Annotated in this window: 12 protein-coding genes; 4 read left to right on the forward strand and 8 right to left on the reverse strand. The window is 64.2% G+C overall.

The window, feature by feature from the left end; genetic code table 11:
- Positions 1–2,986, reverse strand: a 2,986-nt coding sequence (locus tag FOY53_RS00005) for an efflux RND transporter permease subunit (protein ID WP_146584389.1), incomplete at its 3' end; no start/stop codon positions are given.
- Positions 2,987–3,026: 40 nt separating this feature from the next.
- Entirely contained in the window at positions 3,027–4,193 is a 1,167-nt protein-coding gene (locus FOY53_RS00010) for an efflux RND transporter periplasmic adaptor subunit (protein ID WP_146584391.1), read from the reverse strand.
- A gap of 239 nt (positions 4,194–4,432) precedes the next feature.
- Between FOY53_RS00010 and FOY53_RS00015 the strand changes: the two genes are divergently transcribed.
- Positions 4,433–5,077, forward strand: a complete 645-nt coding sequence (locus tag FOY53_RS00015; RefSeq protein WP_146584393.1) for a TetR/AcrR family transcriptional regulator — start codon at positions 4,433–4,435, stop codon at positions 5,075–5,077.
- A gap of 14 nt (positions 5,078–5,091) precedes the next feature.
- Here the strand turns inward: FOY53_RS00015 and FOY53_RS00020 are convergent, their stop codons facing one another.
- From FOY53_RS00020 to FOY53_RS00035, 4 genes are all read right to left on the reverse strand, one after another.
- Positions 5,092–6,156, reverse strand: coding sequence for an FAD-binding oxidoreductase (locus tag FOY53_RS00020; RefSeq protein WP_222435211.1), 1,065 nt, complete (start codon positions 6,154–6,156; stop codon positions 5,092–5,094).
- Between the two features lie 13 nt (positions 6,157–6,169).
- Complete coding sequence (locus FOY53_RS00025; RefSeq protein WP_146584397.1) at positions 6,170–7,414, reverse strand: aromatic ring-hydroxylating oxygenase subunit alpha; 1,245 nt, start codon at positions 7,412–7,414, stop codon at positions 6,170–6,172.
- A 168-nt stretch (positions 7,415–7,582) separates the two neighbouring features.
- Complete coding sequence (locus FOY53_RS00030; protein WP_146584399.1) at positions 7,583–9,616, reverse strand: NADH:flavin oxidoreductase; 2,034 nt, start codon at positions 9,614–9,616, stop codon at positions 7,583–7,585.
- 107 nt (positions 9,617–9,723) lie between these two features.
- A complete protein-coding gene (locus FOY53_RS00035) occupies positions 9,724–10,665 on the reverse strand; it encodes a lysylphosphatidylglycerol synthase transmembrane domain-containing protein (RefSeq protein ID WP_146584401.1) in 942 nt (313 codons plus the stop codon).
- Positions 10,666–11,047: 382 nt separating this feature from the next.
- On the opposite strand from FOY53_RS00035, the gene mdoH reads away from it, so the two are divergent.
- Positions 11,048–12,661, forward strand: a complete 1,614-nt coding sequence (gene mdoH / locus FOY53_RS00040; RefSeq protein ID WP_222435201.1) for a glucans biosynthesis glucosyltransferase MdoH — start codon at positions 11,048–11,050, stop codon at positions 12,659–12,661.
- Positions 12,662–12,720: 59 nt separating this feature from the next.
- The gene (locus FOY53_RS00045; protein WP_222435202.1) at positions 12,721–14,235 is read left to right on the forward strand and encodes an OpgD/OpgG family glucan biosynthesis protein; all 1,515 of its coding nucleotides are present in this window, start codon (positions 12,721–12,723) and stop codon (positions 14,233–14,235) included.
- An 18-nt stretch (positions 14,236–14,253) separates the two neighbouring features.
- Here FOY53_RS00045 and FOY53_RS00050 read toward each other — a convergent pair whose 3' ends face one another.
- Positions 14,254–14,604 (reverse strand): RidA family protein, encoded by a 351-nt coding sequence (locus tag FOY53_RS00050; protein ID WP_146584407.1) that lies wholly within the window; start codon positions 14,602–14,604, stop codon positions 14,254–14,256.
- A gap of 146 nt (positions 14,605–14,750) precedes the next feature.
- Complete coding sequence (locus FOY53_RS00055) at positions 14,751–15,962, reverse strand: NAD(P)/FAD-dependent oxidoreductase (protein WP_146584409.1); 1,212 nt, start codon at positions 15,960–15,962, stop codon at positions 14,751–14,753.
- Between the two features lie 259 nt (positions 15,963–16,221).
- Between FOY53_RS00055 and FOY53_RS00060 the strand changes: the two genes are divergently transcribed.
- Positions 16,222–16,830 (forward strand): CDP-alcohol phosphatidyltransferase family protein, encoded by a 609-nt coding sequence (locus tag FOY53_RS00060; protein ID WP_146584412.1) that lies wholly within the window; start codon positions 16,222–16,224, stop codon positions 16,828–16,830.
- The last annotated feature ends 6 nt before the right edge of the window (positions 16,831–16,836 follow it).

The raw sequence follows: 16,836 nt of genomic DNA on the forward strand, positions 1-16,836 counted from the left end.
GTCCGCGCCAAAATAGGCATGCCATCGATAATGAACCCGATAAACCTGCCCGACATGGGCAGAATGAATGGGAACTGAGAATCGGCCGGAACCGCTGTTTCGCGGCTTCGGTCACCGCCTCGAACAGGGGCCTGCCTGCCTCGCGCTGTTCACGGGCGAATTCCACGATCAGGATCGCGTTCTTGCCGGTCAGACCGATCACCGTCAGCAGGCCGACCTGAAAGAACACGCCATTTTCAAAGCTGCCCAGATACGCGCCGCCCAGCGCGCCCAGCACGCCGATGGGCATGGCCAGCATCACCGCAAAGGGAATCGACCAGCTTTCATAGAGTGCCGCCAGCGCCAGAAACACCGCGGCGAGGCTGAGCGCGTAAAGCAGCGGCGCCTGGTTGCCCGATTGCTGTTCCTCGAGCGACAGGCCGGTCCAGGCCACCTGATAGCCCGGGGGCAACTGGTCGACCATGGCTTCGATTGCGGCAATGGCCTCGCCGGTGGAAACGCCGGGCGCGGGCGAGCCCTGGATCTGCATCGCGGGGACGCCGTTGTAGCGGTTTACCCCCTGCGCGCCAAAGGTCCAGTTGCCGGAGGCAAAGTTGGAAAACGGCACCAGCCCGCCGCTGTCGTTGCGCACCCGCCATTTCTCCAGATCTGACGGCGTGGCGCGTGCATCCGCCTCGCCCTGGACGTAGACCCGCTTGATCCGGCCCTGGTCGATGAAATCGTTCACGTAGCGCCCGGCCCATGCCACCGACAGCAGGTTACCGACATCCGTGGCCGACACGCCCATCGCCCCGGCCTTGCGCCAGTCGATGTCCAGGTTGAACTGCGCCGCGTCCTCCAGCCCCGAAGGCCGGGCCGACGCGATCAGCGGGCTTTGCGCGGCCAGCCCGAGCATCTGGTTGCGCGCCTGCAACAGTTGTTCATGTGTCTGCCCGGCGCGGGCCTGAAGGAAAAAGTCAAACCCCGACACGTTGCCAAGTTCGATCACCGACGGCGGCACGATCGGAAACACCATGGCATCCTGAATCTGGCTGAAGGCGCCAAAGGCGCGCCCGGCGATGGCCTGAACCGAGGATCCGGGGGCGGTGCGTTGATCCCAATCCTTGAGCCGGACAAACGCCAGCCCCATGTTCTGACCCTGCCCGGCAAAGCTGAAACCGACAACGCCGAAAGCGGATTCCACCAGATCGCCTTCCTGTTCGAGATAGTAGCTTTCGACCTGCTTCACCACCTCGAGCGTGCGCTCTGCCGTTGCCCCGGTCGGACCCTGGATCAGGGTAAAGAGAATGCCCTGATCTTCGGCCGGCAGGAATCCTTCGGGGGTGCGCATGAACAGGAACCCCATGGCGGCAAGGATCGCGCCATAGACGAGGACCATACGGAACGGTCGGCGCACTATGTAGGCGACGCTGTGGCCATAGCCGTTGACGGTTTTGTCGAACCCGCGGTTGAACAGCCCGAACACCCCGCGTTTCTTGTCGTGCGCAGGCTTTTTCAGCAGCGTTGCGCACAGCGCCGGCGTCAGGGTCAGCGCCACCACCACAGACAGCGCCATGGCGCTGATGATGGTCACGGCGAATTGTTTGTAAATCACCCCGGTCGAACCGGGGAAGAACACCATCGGTACAAACACCACCGACAGCACCACGGCGATGCCGATCAGCGCACCGGTGATCTGGTCCATGGACTTGCGGGTGGCCTCGAGCGGGCTCAGCCCCTCCTGCTCCATGATCCGTTCGACATTTTCCACCACGACGATGGCATCGTCGACCAGCAGACCGATCGCCAGAACCATGGCCAGCATGGTCAGCGTGTTGATCGAAAAGCCAAAGGCCGCAAGCACCCCGAAGGTGCCCAGCAGCACGACCGGAACCGCAAGCGTCGGGATCAGCGTCGCCCGCAAGTTCTGAAGGAACAGGAACATCACCAGAAAGACCAGCACGATGGCCTCGGCCAGGGTTTTCACCACTTCCTCGATCGAGATGGTCACAAAGGGCGTGGTGTCGAACGGGATCACGTAACCAATGCCATCGGGGAACACCCGGGCAAAATCGTCGATCCGCGCCTTCACGGCTGCGGCGGTGTCCAGAGCGTTGGCACCGGGGGCGAGGCTGATCGCCATCCCCGAAGCCGGTGCAGCGTTGAAACGCGAGATCGTGCTGTAGTTCTCGGCCCCGATTTCCACCCGCGCCACGTCGTTGAGCAGCACAAGCCCGCCGTCGGTCTCGGCCCGCAGCACGATCTGGCGAAAGTCTTCGGGAGTGCGCAGCAGCGACTGCGCTGTGATCGTGGCGTTCAGCTGCTGACCCTCGACCGCGGGGCGCGACCCGAAGGAGCCCGCGGAGATCTGGGCGTTTTCGGCGGATACGGCGGCGACAACATCCGTCGGAGTCAGTTCGAACGCCGCCAGCTTGGACGGGTCCAGCCAGATGCGCATGGCGTATTGCGCCCCGAACACCTGCACGTTGCCGACACCCTCGACCCGGCTGATCTCGTTCACCATGTTTGACACAAGGTAGTCCGACAGGTCGGTCGCATCGAAGGTGCCGTCTTCCGAGATCAGGCCGACCACCATCAGGAAGCCGGAAGAGGATTTGCGCACCGTCACGCCCTGCCGCGTCACCGGTTCGGGCAGCAGCGCCGTGGCCTGTGCCAGCTTGTTCTGCACCTGCACCTGCGCGATGTCCGGGTCGGTGCCGGTTTCAAACGTCAGGGTGATCGACGCACCGCCGGACGAGGTCGAACTGGACGAGATATAGCGCAGACCGTCCAGGCCGGTCATCTGTTGTTCGATCACCTGCGTGACGGTGTTGGCCACCGTGTCCGCCGATGCCCCGGGGTAGGCGGCGCTGACCGACACCGTGGGCGGCGCGATCTGCGGATATTGCGCGATCGGCAGGGTCAGGATCGACAGCACGCCGATCCCCATGATGAAAATCGAAAGAACCCAGGCAAAGATCGGGCGGTCGATGAAAAAGCGGGCCATGTGCGGTGCTCCGGATCGGGTCTGGGTCGACGGTTCTGGGTTATTCGGTCCTGGCGTTGGCGACGGGGTCCGCCGCTTTGGCCAGTTGCGCCCGCTCGGACGCGGCAACGGTGGCGCCGGGCTGAACCTTTTGCAGGCCCTCGACGATCACCTTTGCGCCGGCGCTCAGCCCGTCTGTGACAATCCAGTCCGACCCCAGATCCTGCGCGATGGTCAGCGGCACCTGCTCGACCGTATTGTCACCGGTCACGATCATGGCGATGGGCTGGCCGCGCCGGTCGCGGCTGACCCCCTCCTGGGGGACGCGGAAGGCACCCACGATGGGGCGGGTCGGCATTTCGACCTGAACATACATCCCCGGCAGCAGCAGCTTGTCAGGGTTGTCAAAGCTCATCCGCAGCACGACCACACCGGTCTGTTCGTCCACATCCGGCTCGGCGGCCGTCAGGCTGCCGGTCTGATCGAACACACTGCCATCAGCCAGCGTCAGCGACACCGCGCGGTCAATTTCGCCCAGCCCCTCGACTCCGGCACCACGGCGCCATTGCAGCACTTCGGCGGCGGATTGGGTCACGTCGACGTATACGGTGTCGATGTTGCGGATCACGGCCAGAGGAGCGGCCTGACTGGCGGTCACCAACGCGCCCTGGCTGGTCAGGGACCGGCCGATCTCGCCCGACAGCCTGGCGCGGATCCGGGTGCGGTCCAGCTCGATCTGCGCGCCCTGCAACTGCGCCAGTGCAACTTGCAGGCTGGCGGCATTGGCCTCGCGGGTGGCCAGAGCTGAATCATAGGCCTGATCCGAGGCGACGTTGCGCTGGCGCAGTTCCTCGAACCGGGTCAGTTCCTTTTCCGCGGCGTTCAACTGTGCCTGCGCCAGCGACACCTGCGCCTTGGCCTGTGCCAGGTTTGCCTCGTAGGTGGCGGGATCGATGGTGAAGAGAACATCGCCGACTTCGACACGCCCACCTTCGGTGAACAGCCGCTCGGTGATGATCCCGGCCACCTGCGGACGCACTTCGGCGGCAGCCGAGGCGACAACCCGGCCCGGCAGGGTCGAGGTCAACGTGACATTTTCCGGCTGTAACGTGACCACTGTGACCGGTGTCGGCGGCCGTTCCGAGCCCTGCGCCGCAGCGGCGCCAGGCAGGGCAGCGGCCAGAACCAGCGCCAGGACGGTGGGCAAAGGGAAACGGTTTGGTTGCATCGGGGTTTCCTCGTTCAGGCTGAACCGCGCCAGGTGCGCGCAGGATCGCTAAAGGACAATTGACGGCGCGGCAAAGACCACATCCGTGCTGCATTGCAGCAATAATGCCGGGGCACAAGGCACAACAGCCCGATGCACAGAAGCTGTTTCTGAATGCACATCCGACAGGCAAAACCGTGCTGCGAATTGCATCGACGGCCTGACCCGGATACTCAGGTCGCCAGCAACAGGGGCACGGCATGGCGGTAAAAACAAGTGGCTGGCGCGGGTCCGAGGAACTCTGGCTCGAAGCCGCATACCAGCTGCTGATCGAACAGGGGGTCGAGGCCGTCAAGGTGATGCCGCTGGCCAAGCGTGTCGGCCTGTCACGGACCAGCTTCTACGGACATTTCGACAGCCGCGAGGCGCTGCTTGCGGCGCTGATCGCCCGCTGGCAGGACAAGAACACCGGCAACATGGTGGCGCGGACCCGGGCCTTTGCCGAAACGATCGCCGAAGCGGTGCTGAACCTGTTCGACTGCTGGCTGCAACCCGGTCTGTTCGACGCTCAACTGGATTTTGCGATCCGCAACTGGGCATTGGGCGATCCCGCTTTGCGCGCCGTGCTGGAAAGCACGGATCAGGACAGGATTGCCGCCATCCGCGCGATGTTCGAACGCTTCGGATACGCCCCCGCCGAGGCCGAAGTGCGGGCTTTTACGGTCTATTACACGCAGATCGGCTATGTCTCGATGATGGTGGTCGAACCGCCGGAACTGCGCCTGCCCCGGATGCCCTATTACGTGCAGACCTTTACCGGGACTGCGGCCAGCGACAGCGAACTTGCCCGGTTCGTGTCGCGCCACGGCATGACGCTACAGGATTTGCGACCGGATCAGGGGTGAGGTACCGTCGCCCGCTATGCTTCGACCTCCAGCCGTCCGATCGGGTTGGAACAGCACGCCAGAATGTAGCCGTCGGCGATGTCGTCCTCTGAAATCCCGCCGTTGTGTACCATATGCGCCTCGCCAGAGACCTTGCGGACCTTGCAAGTGCCGCAGACGCCAAAGGTGCAGCCGGACGGAATGTTCAGCCCGGAAGCCTTGGCTATGGCCAGCACGGTGTCCGTCTCGTGGCAAGCCACGGATTTTCCGGACCTGGTGAACACCAGCTCCGCCACGGCACGGTCCTGCGGCACCACATCATCGAACTCGGTCAGCTCTTCCTTGGTTTCCGCAGGCGCGGCAAAGCTTTCCTGATGGTAGTGCGCCATGTCGTAGCCCAGGCTGTTGAGCATGTCGCGCACCGAAGCCATGAAGCTTTCAGGTCCGCAGCAATAGACTTCGCGCTCCAGGTAATCCGGCGCCATCAGGCCCAGCATCAACTGGTTGAACCGCCCGCGATAGCCGGTCCAGGCGTCGTAGGGATCATCCTCTTTCACCACGAAGTTCAGCTTGATGCCCTGCACCCGGCTGGCCATGTGTTCCAGCTTGCGGCGAAAAATCAGCTCGGACGGACGTCGCGCAGCAGAGATGAAGGTGATGTCAGGATCTTCGCCACGCTCCCACAGGAACGCCGCCATCGACATCATCGGCGTGACGCCCGAGCCCGCCGAAATGAACAGATATTTGTCATCCGGCTGCGGTGGCAGATGGAAAAGGCCGGTGGGGCCGAACACCTTGAGCCGCATGCCAGGTTTCAGGTGGTCCAGCATCCAGCGGGTTGCCACGCTTTGCTTCTGCGCCTTCACCGTCACGGTGATATAGGCCGTGGCCGCCGGGTTGGACGAGATCGTATAGGTCCGCTGGATGTTTCCGCCCGGCACCGGAAGGTCCAGCGTCACGAACTGCCCGGCCTTGTAGAGGAACCGTGAGCCCGACGGCGGGCGAAAGACGAAGCTGACAACATCCGGTGCTTCCGGAATGCACTGCACGCATTCCAGCAACTCGGAATCTTTCCAGATCGGCGAATCCTCTTTCGGCATCGGGATCATGGGATCACTCCGCCGCCATCAGGCCGCGCTTGCCGCGTCCGGTCAAACGCCGCTGCAGGGTGCGGGCATACCAGTCGACAAACTGGATCACGCCGCTTTCCTGATGCGCCGAATAGGGGCCGGGGACGTAGGCAGGCGAGCGGATGCCGCGCTGGTTTTCCTCGACAATGGCGCGGTCTTCGGAGTTCGTCGCCACCCAGACTTCGGTCAGGCGCTGAAGGTCGTAATCCACGCCCTCGACCGCGTCCTTGTGCACCAGCCAGACCGTTGTCACTTCGGTCTCGGTCGGTGAAATCGGAGTCATGCGGAACACCAGGCCCTGATCGCTCAGGAAATGATTCCAGTTGTTGGGGAAGTGATACAGCAGGCAGCTTCCTGCGGCGTCAAACGGCACGTCGCCGACCCGTCTGGACACCGCCGGCTTGCCATCCATTGTATAGCTTGTTGCCTGCCCCAGAAACGGAATGCGGATGAACCGCCATTGTTCGTCCGACGCGATGCTGAATTTCGACGGCAGCCCCGCCGCCTCGCACTTGGCAATGTGGTCCTCGAGAACGGCCGAGCCCTTGCCATCGGCGCCGCCAAACAGGTTGGGATCCTCGGGGAAGGTGCGGCACAACGACGGGTGCGAGCCGGCGCAATGGTAACATTCGCGGTTGTTCTCCATCACCAGCTTCCAGTTGCCCTGTTCGACAATGGTCGACTCGAACGCGACCTTGCAGTCCTTAAGGCCGTGCGGTCCGACGTATTTTTCCGCCTGGGCACGCATGGGGGCAAAATCCGGCGCCTCGTCGGCAAGGCAGATCATGATCAGGCCAGCCACCTCTTCGCAATGCACCGGCTTCAGGCCAAACTCGGCAGGCTTGAAATCCGCGCCCATCTCGCGGGCATAGAGCAGCCGGCCGTCAAGTTCGTAGGTCCACTGGTGGTAGGGGCAGACCAGTTTCGGGCTGTTGCCCTTGGCGGCGGAACAGATCCGGCTGCCCCGGTGACGGCACGAATTGTGGAACGCGCGCACCACGCCGTCGGCACCGCGCACCACGATCACCGAATGGTCGCCGATCTGCCGGGTGACATAGCTGCCTGTCTTGGGCAGTTCGGCGCTGACTGCGGTCATCAGCCAGTCCCTGTACCAGATGTGGCGCAGGTCAGAGTCGTACAGGCCCGGGTCCTGATAGAACGGCTGTTCCAGCGAATAGCCGGGCTGGCGCGACAAGAGAAGAGAGAGAACGTCGGCGTCTCTGAGCATGGAAAGGGGTCCTGCGTTGGCGGGTTGGGAATCACGGTCCGTTGCGGTGATCTTTGGGACATTTGCCGCCGGGCCGTTGGTTCATTTGCGGTGTTTCATCGACCGGAATGGACATCGGGGACTTTCGCGTCACACCGGGGCGCGACAGCTGCCCGGCACACACGGCCGCTAGACATCCTTCATCAGCCGCAGCGCATCGTAAATCGCCGCGTGGGTGTTGCGCGCTGACACCGCATCACCGATCCGGAACAGCTGGAAGGTTCCCTGCACATTGCGCCTGTCCCTCTGCGCCCGCCCGGCGATCAGCGCGTCCTGATCCACGGCGCCAAGATTGCTGGAAAGGGGCTTCAGCGCGAAATACAGCTCGTCCAGCGGCAGGGTGCCGTGATTGACGACAATCTGATCAAAGTGCCGCTCTTCCCTGTGGTTGGAATAATCGGTGCCGATCACCGCGCGCAGGCGATTGCCGTCCTTTTCCACCGCCATCAGTCGGTAGGTCACGGTAAAGCGCACATCCTTGTTCTGAAGGTTGCGCATGTAGGGCACCAGGTTCATCGCCATCACGTCGGGAGCAAAGCTGCGGTCCGGCGTCATGATCTCCACGTGTTTGCCCGCGTGGGCGATCAGGTCCGCCGCCTGCATTGCCGCATGGTCCCCCGCATCGTCGTAAAGCAGTACAGAGGTGCCCGGTTTGACATCGCCGGCCAGGATGTCCCAGGCCGAGACCACCAGATCATTGCCGGTCTCGAGCACATCGGTGTTGGGCAATCCCCCTGTGGCGACGATCACCACATCGGGTGACAGCGCGGTCACATCCGCAGCCTCGGCATAGGTGTTGAAGTGAAAGGTAACGTCGCGCGCGGCACATTGCGCCATGCGCCAGTCGATGATGCCGATCATCTCCTTGCGCCTCGGGTCCAGCGCGGTCAGGCGGACCTGCCCGCCGGGGTCGCCCGCCGCCTCGAACACCGTGACGTCATGGCCGCGTTCGGCGGCCACCCGCGCCGCCTCGAGCCCGGCAGGTCCGGCACCGACGACCACCACCTTCCGGCGCAGGGTCGCCGCAGGGATGTCGTGCGGCATCGACAACTCGCGCCCCGTCGCCGCATTGTGGATGCACAGGGCATCACCCGCCTGATAGATCCGGTCCAGACAGTACGTCGCGCCGACACAGGGACGGATATCCTCTTCGCGGCCCTCGATGATCTTTTGCACCACCTGCGGATCGGCCATGTGGGCGCGGGTCATGCCCACCATGTCAAGCTGACCGCTGGCCACCGCGTGGCGTGCCGTGGCCACATCCGGGATCCGCGCGGCATGGAACGTCGGCAGACCGACTTCGGCGCGGATGCGCCCGGCAAAATCCAGATGCGGGGCCGATTTCATGCCCTGCACCGGGATCACGTCTGTCAACGCCGCATCGGTGTGGATCTGCCCCCGGATGATGTTCAGGAAGTCGACACCCGCCTCCTTGAAAAGATGACCGATGGCGATGCCTTCTTCCGCATCGATGCCACCCTTGGCCACCTCGTCCGCCGAATACCGCATCCCCAGCAGGAACCCCTTGCCCACGCGCTTGCGACAGGCGCGGTAAACCTCGAGCGCGAAACGGGCACGGTTTTCCAGCGATCCGCCCCAGGGTGCGTCCAGAGCGTTGGTCAGCGGGGACAGGAATTGATCCATCAGGTGGCCGTAACACTCGAACTCGACACCATCGAGTCCCGCCGCCTGCATCCGTTCTGCCGCGTCGGCATAGTCCTGAATGATGCGGTCTATTTCCCAGTCTTCGATCACCTTGGGAAAGGCGCGGTGTGACGGTTCGCGAAACGGGCCAGGTGACACCACCGGCAGCCAGTCCCCCTTGTTCCACTGCGTGCGCCGGCCCAGATGGGTAAGCTGGATCATCACCGCGCAGCCATGGCCGTGACACTCGTCAGCCAGAGCCTTCATCCAGGGCACCACCTCGTCGCGGTAGGCCAGCACGTTGTTGAAAACCGGTGGCGAGTTTCGCGAAACTGCCGCCGACCCGGCGGTCATGGTCAGAGCCACACCGGCCTTTGCCCGGGCGGCGTGATAGGCGCGATACCTGTCCTTTGGCATGCCGTCTTCGGGGTAGGCCGGTTCGTGACTGGTGGTCATGATCCGGTTCTTCAAGGTCAGGGACCCCAAAGCATAGGGCTGAAGAAGGGGATCCCGGGACATATGGCAACTCCGCTGCTGATGGGCTCATGCAACCATCCTGCCCCGAACCCGTGACCGCGTCCCGACGGAAAACGTCACCAGTGTCGTATTTTACGACATGAGTGTTTTCAGGGCGATTTCCGGCGGCCTTGCAGCAGCGGCAGCACCCCGGGAAGAACCACGGCTATGAACACGAGACCAAAGGCGATGCTGGCCGCCAGTCCGCTGGCCGCCGAAGCCCCGGCGACCGGGAACAGCGCCGCAGCCGCACCTTCGCGCAACCCCCAGCCCGAGACAGAGACCGGAATCAACATGGTGAACAGGATCAGCGGCACGATCCCCAGAATCTCGGCCAGCGACAGGTCGGTGCCCGTGGCCCGCGCGCAAAAGGCAAAAGCTGACAGGGTACAGGCCGTGGTGGCAAGCCCCAGAAGGATTTGCCAGCCCAGAACCCGGGGCGCCAGCAGCGCGGCGTGCAGCGCTGCCCACAGACTGTCAAGCGCGCGACTTTGCGGTCCGGGCAGCAGCCCCCCCAACCAGAACACCACCGGAGCCGCCACTCCGAAAAGGATCAGCGGCACCACAAAGGACCGCACCCAGAGCGGCCAATCCAGACCACCGGGGGCGAGGGAAGTCACCAAAAAGGCCAGCGCCATGACCGCAAAGACCGCCACCTGACCTGACAGCCGCTCGAACACCACACCCTGGGATGCACGCATCAGGCCAGCCTGGTGTCGCGCCCGCAACGCGCGGCCTGCATCACCCACCATGCCGCCGGGCAGCGATTGGTTCACGAACTGAGCGAGGTAATATTCGCGCACCGCCTGCCCCGATGTGAACCGTTGCCCAAGGCCCTGTGCTGTCAATTTCCAGCGCAGACCGGACAGCACCGTCTGCAGGGTCAGCGCGACATAGGCCAGCAGCAGCCAATCGGCCTTGGCGCGCATCAGGCTGCCAAGCGCCTCGGCCCCCCCGACGGCGTTCCAGAGAACCGCAAGCAGGGCGATACTGACCAGGATCTGAGCTGCGCGGAATGCGCGTTTTCCCAGCCGGGGCACAGGGCGCATCATGGCCAACCAGCCGCGGCACGGGCGATCAAGAGCGCCCGGCATGTGGCGGTCATTGTGCGCGTCGTGATTTTCCGGGCCGGTCTCTTCATCCTGGCTCAGGGAAAAGCACAGCCCGGCGTGGACCGCAAGAGATTGCTATTGTGCAGTTGCAGCGAACTGCTAAAAGGTTCCGTTGCAATGTGATAATTTTTTGAGCGATTACAGTCTTGTGGCGGAAATTCGCCCACGCGGATCCCGCCAATTGGCAAGCGCTTCAGGTTTTTTTTCATACCCCATTGCGGCGGCGCAGCGAAGCGGTAAATGCAGACTAAAGGAGCCGTCTCCAACGCACGCTCCGAACGCACGAAGGTTCACTATGACTTTGCATGTCTCCCCTCACCGGGTGGCACCGACCCCTTTGCGGGCGGTTCTGCCACCGGTCCCATTGCGCCGTCGGTCGCAGCGATCGGTTCTGGTCCCGTCGTCTTATCCGCATCCGGGTCAGGGCCATTCTCTGGCCTGGCTTCAGGCCGCGCTGACCCTGACCCTGACCCTGCTTGTGGCAACGGGGTTTGCCGCCGCGATCGACGACTGGACCCTGGCCAGCGGCCTTGCCTTCGTGCTGATGACGCTGACCACGCTGACGCTGGCGCTGGGTGCCACCACCGCGCTGATCGGACTGATGGCGCCGCGGCAGACACCGTTCCGCGCCGCCCCGGGATGGGCTCCGAACGGCCGCACGGCGGTTCTGCTCACTCTCTGCGGCGAGAATCCTGCCGGTCCTGCCCGGATGCTGGCCGACCTTGCCACCGATCTTGAGCGTCAGGGAATCAAGCACACCACCACCCTGTTCGTGTTGTCCGACACCCGCGATGCCGAAAAAATTGCCGTCGAGACGCAGGCACTGGCCCCCCTGATCGAAGCAGGACAAGTCACCTACCGTCGCCGTGCCGTGAACACCGGCCGCAAACCCGGCAACATCGCGGATTGGCTGCACAGTTCTGGTGACCGTTTCGATTACATGATGACGCTGGATGCCGACAGCCGCATGGGCGCATCGCGCATCGCCGCCATGGTCGCCCGGATGGAGCGCTCGCCGCAGACCGGCCTGCTGCAGGCGGGGATGCGCCTGATTCCTGCGCAGTCCCGCTTTGGCAAGCTGCAGCGCCTGTCGGCGCGGCTGATGGGCCCGACGTTCCTGACCGGCTTTGCGCTTTGGACCGGAGATACCGGCAACTACTGGGGCCACAATGCGCTGATCCGGGTCAAGGCCTTCCGCGAGGCGGGCCATCTGCCCAGACTCAGCGGCCAGGCACCCTTTGGCGGCGACATTCTCAGTCACGACTTCGTCGAGGCAGCCCTCATGCGCCGCGCCGGCTGGAAGATCGAGATCGATGCCGATACCCGCGCCAGCGCCGAGGATGGTCCCCAGACGCTGGCCGAATTTCACAAACGTGACCGGCGTTGGTGCCAGGGCAACCTGCAACACAGCCGTCTGATCGGGGCGCAGGGCCTGCATCCGATCAGCCGTCTGCACATGGCGGTCGGCATCATGGGCTATGTGGCGGGTCCGATCTGGCTGGCGCTGGTGGTGCTGCTGGCCGCCGGGTCGGTGCCGACCGCGACCGTCTGGCCATTGCTGGCGGTGGCGGGGCTGCTGCTCACTCCGAAACTGTGCGGGTTGCTGCGGTCACTGCGCGCAACACACCATGCAAGAGGACGCCGGATCCTGTTGCGCGCCAGCCTTGCTGAACTGGTGCTCTCGTCCCTGCTGGCGCCCATCGTCATGATTCGTCACGTGCTGGCCGTCGGCTCGGTTCTGAGCGGCCGCGACTGCGGCTGGAAAAACCCTGGCACCCGCAGCCTGACTTTGCCCAGCGGCGCACTCGAGGCGCTGGCAGGCACGGCGCTTGTGGCCGTGGTGTGGGTTCTCAATCCGTCCGCGCTGCTGTTTGTTCTGCCTGTTGCTGTCCCGCTACTGGCGGCGCCGGTCCTTGTCCCGTATCTTGACCGGTGAAACAGGCCCCCTCAGAACTGACCGGTAACACAATGCACAGACGCAGTTTTCTAACCACAGTGACCGCCGCCGCGACTCTGCTGGGCGCGCGCGGCGGATATGCGCAGTCCGACTCCGGATCCGACGATGACCTGCTGTCGCGGGCGCGAAAGCTTTCTTCCGAGCCCTACCGGCCCGGGAACCGGACGCTTCCGCCGCCTTTCGCCGGTCTCGACTATGATTCGTATCGTGGCATCCGGCCGCTTCCCGGACTGGCGGCCATGCTGGACCACGGCGGAGTTTATGCCGTGGACCTGCTGCCGCCCGGGCTGTTCTTCAAGACTCCGGTGACCGTCGACCGGGTGACCGAAAACGGCATCGAGCCCTATGGCTTTTCGCCCGATCTGTTTTCCTTCGACCTGCGATATTTTGACGAGATTCCGGCCGAAGCGCCGAATGCGGGCTTTTCGGGTGTGCGGTTGCGGACGGCGCTGAATCATCCGGACGAGAAGAACGAATTTCTGGTCATTCAGGGAGCGAGCTATTTCCGCGCCATCGGCCGCGACATGGTCTACGGCCTGTCCGCGCGCTCGGTCGCGCTGGGCACCGGCGGCGGAGCTCCCGAAGAATTTCCCGAGATCATCCATTTGCGCCTGCACACCCCCGTTGATGGCAAGTTGCGCATTGAGGGGCTGATCGACAGCCCGTCCCTGTCGGCACACATCGACATGCGCGTCACCCCGGGTGACGACACCCGGCAGGCGATCTCGGTCACCATCTTTCCCCGCAAGACACTGGATTCGATTGGTGTGGCGCCGCTCACCTCGATGTATTTCAAGGGGCCGCTGCGGTCCTCGGTCGGCGACGACTTCCGGCCGGCGGTGCATGACAGCGACGTGCTGGTTGTCCAGAACGGCGCGGGCGAGACGCTTTGGCGGCCGGTCGGCAATCCGGCCAAGGTGCAGAGCTCGTCCTTCAACGACACGGATCCGCGCAGTTTCGGGCTCTACCAGTCCGACCGCCGGTTTGCCGCCTTTCAGGACACCGAGGCAAAATACGGGCAACGTCCTTCGGCCCGGGTCGAGCCGCGTGGCGATTGGGGCAACGGAGCGGTGATCCTGATCGAAATCCCCACCGGGGACGAGTTCATGGACAACATCGTCGCCTTCTGGCGGCCAAGCCAGTCGCTGGAAAAAGGGTCCGAGCACCGCTTTGACTATGATCTGGTCTGGACGCTGTCGCCGCCACCGGAAAACGGGGCGCGGATTTTCCAGACCCGCAGCGGAATCGATCCGAACGACCGCCAGTCATTGCAGTTTGTCGTCGATTTCGAAGGCCTGCCGGAAAACGTCTGGCCGGAACTTGCCGCGACCGACGGAGCGCAGGCGTCTGACCCGGTGCTTCTTCCCTTGCCCGCGGGCGAGCGGGAAGCCGCCGGGAAACACGCACCAACGCGGCTGCGCGTGGCGTTCAAGCTGCGGCCGGGCAATGCAGACCGGTCGGACCTGCGTCTGGTCATGCGTGGACCGCAAAGCCAGGCGCTTGCCCCGGTCTGGATACATCGCTGGACCAGGGCACGCGACGGCGGTGTCTGAGCGACACCGCCACGGGTGTCAGGGCTTTGCGGCGGTCACGAGAAACTCGACCAGATAGTCGGAGGTGGCAAGCTTGGCCTCGCCGCAGGCCCGCGCCGGGGTGTGACCGGGCGCGACCCAGGCGTCCCAGACCGCGTTCATCGCGGCAAAATCCGCCATGTCAGCCAGCCAGATGGTGACTTGCAGCAGGCGGGTCTTGTCGGCACCGACTTCGGCCAGCAGCACGTCGATGGACTCGAGGCAGGTTCTGGTCTGGGCGGTGACGTCATCGCCGGGTTTCCCGACCTGTCCGGCAAGATAGATCGTCTGACCGTGTTCGACGATCTGGCTCATGCGGGGGCCGGTGTGATGGCGGGTGATCTGGGACATTTCTGGCTCCTGTTGATTTTCTCTGTGTCGGGGTACGCCAAGGCGTCGAGGAAACCCAGAGGCCGGGACGCAGAAATACGGTTTCCGTTTCTTCGCGCCGCCTCGTGAAACCCTGGCACGCGCTGCACCGGCCGCGTCAGTTTCCGCTAGATCATCCCCCGATCCAGCCCGGCGACCGCAGAGGCGTCACCGCTCATCGCCCGCGCCAGACGCTCTCCGGTGGCCGGTCCAAGGGTAAAGCCCTGATGGCCATGCCCGAAATGCAGCCACAGACCGTCGTGATTCCGGGCCTGCATCACCAGCGGCAGCATGCCCGGCAGGCAGGGCCGGATGCCCGACCAGGCCACCTTTTCCACCGGCTGACCTATGTCCAGCAGTTCCCGGGCGGCCCGTTCGCCACGGCGCAACTGGCGTGGACAGGCGGCGGCCCGGCGCGAAAGCTCGGCCCCGGTGGCCAGCCGCAGCCCCTGCCGCATGGGCGACAGAACGAGACTGTGCTCGGCATCGACAACCGACCGGCGCAAGCCATGGGCAGCGTTGAAATGCATATGATAGCCGCGCTTGGCAACCATCGGAACGTGGTAGCCAAACTGGCGCAACAGCGCCGGCGACCAGGGTCCAAGCGCCACAACCGCCCGCTCGGCCGCGTATCCACCGGCGCGCCAGCCTGCCCCCTGTCGTTGCAACGTGGTGGCGTCGCCGGTGACAACGCGGCCGCCGCGCTGTTCGAACAGGCGAGCATAGGCCCGCACCAGTCCGCCCGGGTCGGTGACCCGCCATGGGCCGGTCCACAGGATTGCCCCCGCCAGCCGGGATCTGAGCGCCGGTTCGGCGTGCCGCAAGGCATCACCGTCGAACACCGTGTAGGGTTGGGCATATAGCTGCGCCATGCGACGCGCAGCGCTTTCCGCAGCCTCAAAGGTGCGGCCGGTGCGGTAGACCTCCCAATAGCCGTCGCGTTGAACCAGCCCGTCCGCCCCGGCGGCGGCGATCAGGGGGGCATGCGCCGGGATCGCCTCGGAAATCAACTGGCGGTACAGCACGGTCGTCGCGGCGTGCCGCCCGGGCTGCGACGCCCACCAGTACCGCAACAACGCGGCTGCCTGACCAGGAAGAGCCAGCGGGTCCAGCGCGACAGCATTGTCCTTGCCCAGGGCCATCCTCAACAGCGTCAGCGGTGCGCGCGGCAAGGCATAGGGTTCGGAAGCTTCGGACTGCAGGATGCCGGCGTTGCCATGGCTGGTCTCTTGTCCGGGTCCGACTCGGTCCAGGACGGTGCAGTCGTACCCACGCGCCTGCAATGCCAGAGCCGCACCCAGCCCCGCCATCCCCGCACCCAGAACCAGAACGTCGCTCATGACCGGCGCGGCTCATCGATGCGCGGGCAGCGCCGGGCGACCGTCGGACCGGGGTTGGGAAACATCGTCGCCTCGCTTTCGTGGATTTTAAGTGTGGCTCAATTCTTACAGGGTCCAATGCGCACCAGACCGGCTTTTTGCTGCAGATGCAAATCCGTCCGGTCACAGCGTGCGAGAACACAGCATGTCACATTCCCGTATGGCCATTGCCCGGCCTATCGGCTCATGCCTTTATGCCCCTGTCCGACAGGAGTTGAGGATGTTCGATGCCGCCGCCCGCAGACTGATTGACCCGCCGCTGAACGCGGTCGGGCGGCGCGTGGCCGCGCTGGGCATTTCCGCCAACCAGATCACCCTGCTTGGGCTCGCCCTGGGTTTGCTGTCGGCGGCGATGATCTGGGCCGGGGCGCCGCTTGCCGCGCTGCTGCCGTTGTTGTTGTCCCGGCTGGCCGACGGGCTGGACGGCGCAGTTGCCCGTGCCAGCAGCAAAAGCGACTTTGGCGGCTATCTCGATATTGCCTGCGACTTCTTGTTTTACGGCGCTGTGCCGCTGGCCTTTGTGCTGATGGATCCGGTTGCCAATGGCGCGGCGGGGGCATTCCTGCTGGCGTCCTTCTACTTCAACGGCACCAGTTTTCTCGGCTATGCGATTCTGGCGGCAAAGCGCGGGATGGAGACCTCTTCTCAAGGCTCCAAATCGCTCTACTTTTCCAATGGCCTGCTGGAGGGCACCGAAACCATCGGCTTTTTTGTGCTTCTGTGCCTGCTGCCTCAGCACTTCTCAACCCTCGGCTGGATTTTCGGCACGCTTTGCTTTGCCACTGCCACCCTTCGGATGCTGGCCGCCTACAAGATTTTCAATGACTGAAGCGGA

The organism is Puniceibacterium confluentis, assembly GCF_007923445.1.
Classification (GTDB): domain Bacteria; phylum Pseudomonadota; class Alphaproteobacteria; order Rhodobacterales; family Rhodobacteraceae; genus Puniceibacterium; species Puniceibacterium confluentis.

Excerpts from the sequence above, each read along its gene's own strand:
- FOY53_RS00010 (WP_146584391.1), bottom strand. The coding sequence starts at position 4,193 with ATGCAACCAAACCGTTTCCCTTTGCCCACCGTCCTGGCGCTGGTTCTG.
- FOY53_RS00015 (WP_146584393.1), top strand. The coding sequence starts at position 4,433 with ATGGCGGTAAAAACAAGTGGCTGGCGCGGGTCCGAGGAACTCTGGCTC.
- FOY53_RS00020 (WP_222435211.1), bottom strand. The coding sequence starts at position 6,156 with ATGCCGAAAGAGGATTCGCCGATCTGGAAAGATTCCGAGTTGCTGGAA.
- FOY53_RS00025 (WP_146584397.1), bottom strand. The coding sequence starts at position 7,414 with ATGCTCAGAGACGCCGACGTTCTCTCTCTTCTCTTGTCGCGCCAGCCC.
- FOY53_RS00030 (WP_146584399.1), bottom strand. The coding sequence starts at position 9,616 with ATGTCCCGGGATCCCCTTCTTCAGCCCTATGCTTTGGGGTCCCTGACC.
- FOY53_RS00035 (WP_146584401.1), bottom strand. The coding sequence starts at position 10,665 with ATGATGCGCCCTGTGCCCCGGCTGGGAAAACGCGCATTCCGCGCAGCT.
- FOY53_RS00050 (WP_146584407.1), bottom strand. The coding sequence starts at position 14,604 with ATGTCCCAGATCACCCGCCATCACACCGGCCCCCGCATGAGCCAGATC.
- FOY53_RS00055 (WP_146584409.1), bottom strand. The coding sequence starts at position 15,962 with ATGAGCGACGTTCTGGTTCTGGGTGCGGGGATGGCGGGGCTGGGTGCG.
- FOY53_RS00060 (WP_146584412.1), top strand. The coding sequence starts at position 16,222 with ATGTTCGATGCCGCCGCCCGCAGACTGATTGACCCGCCGCTGAACGCG.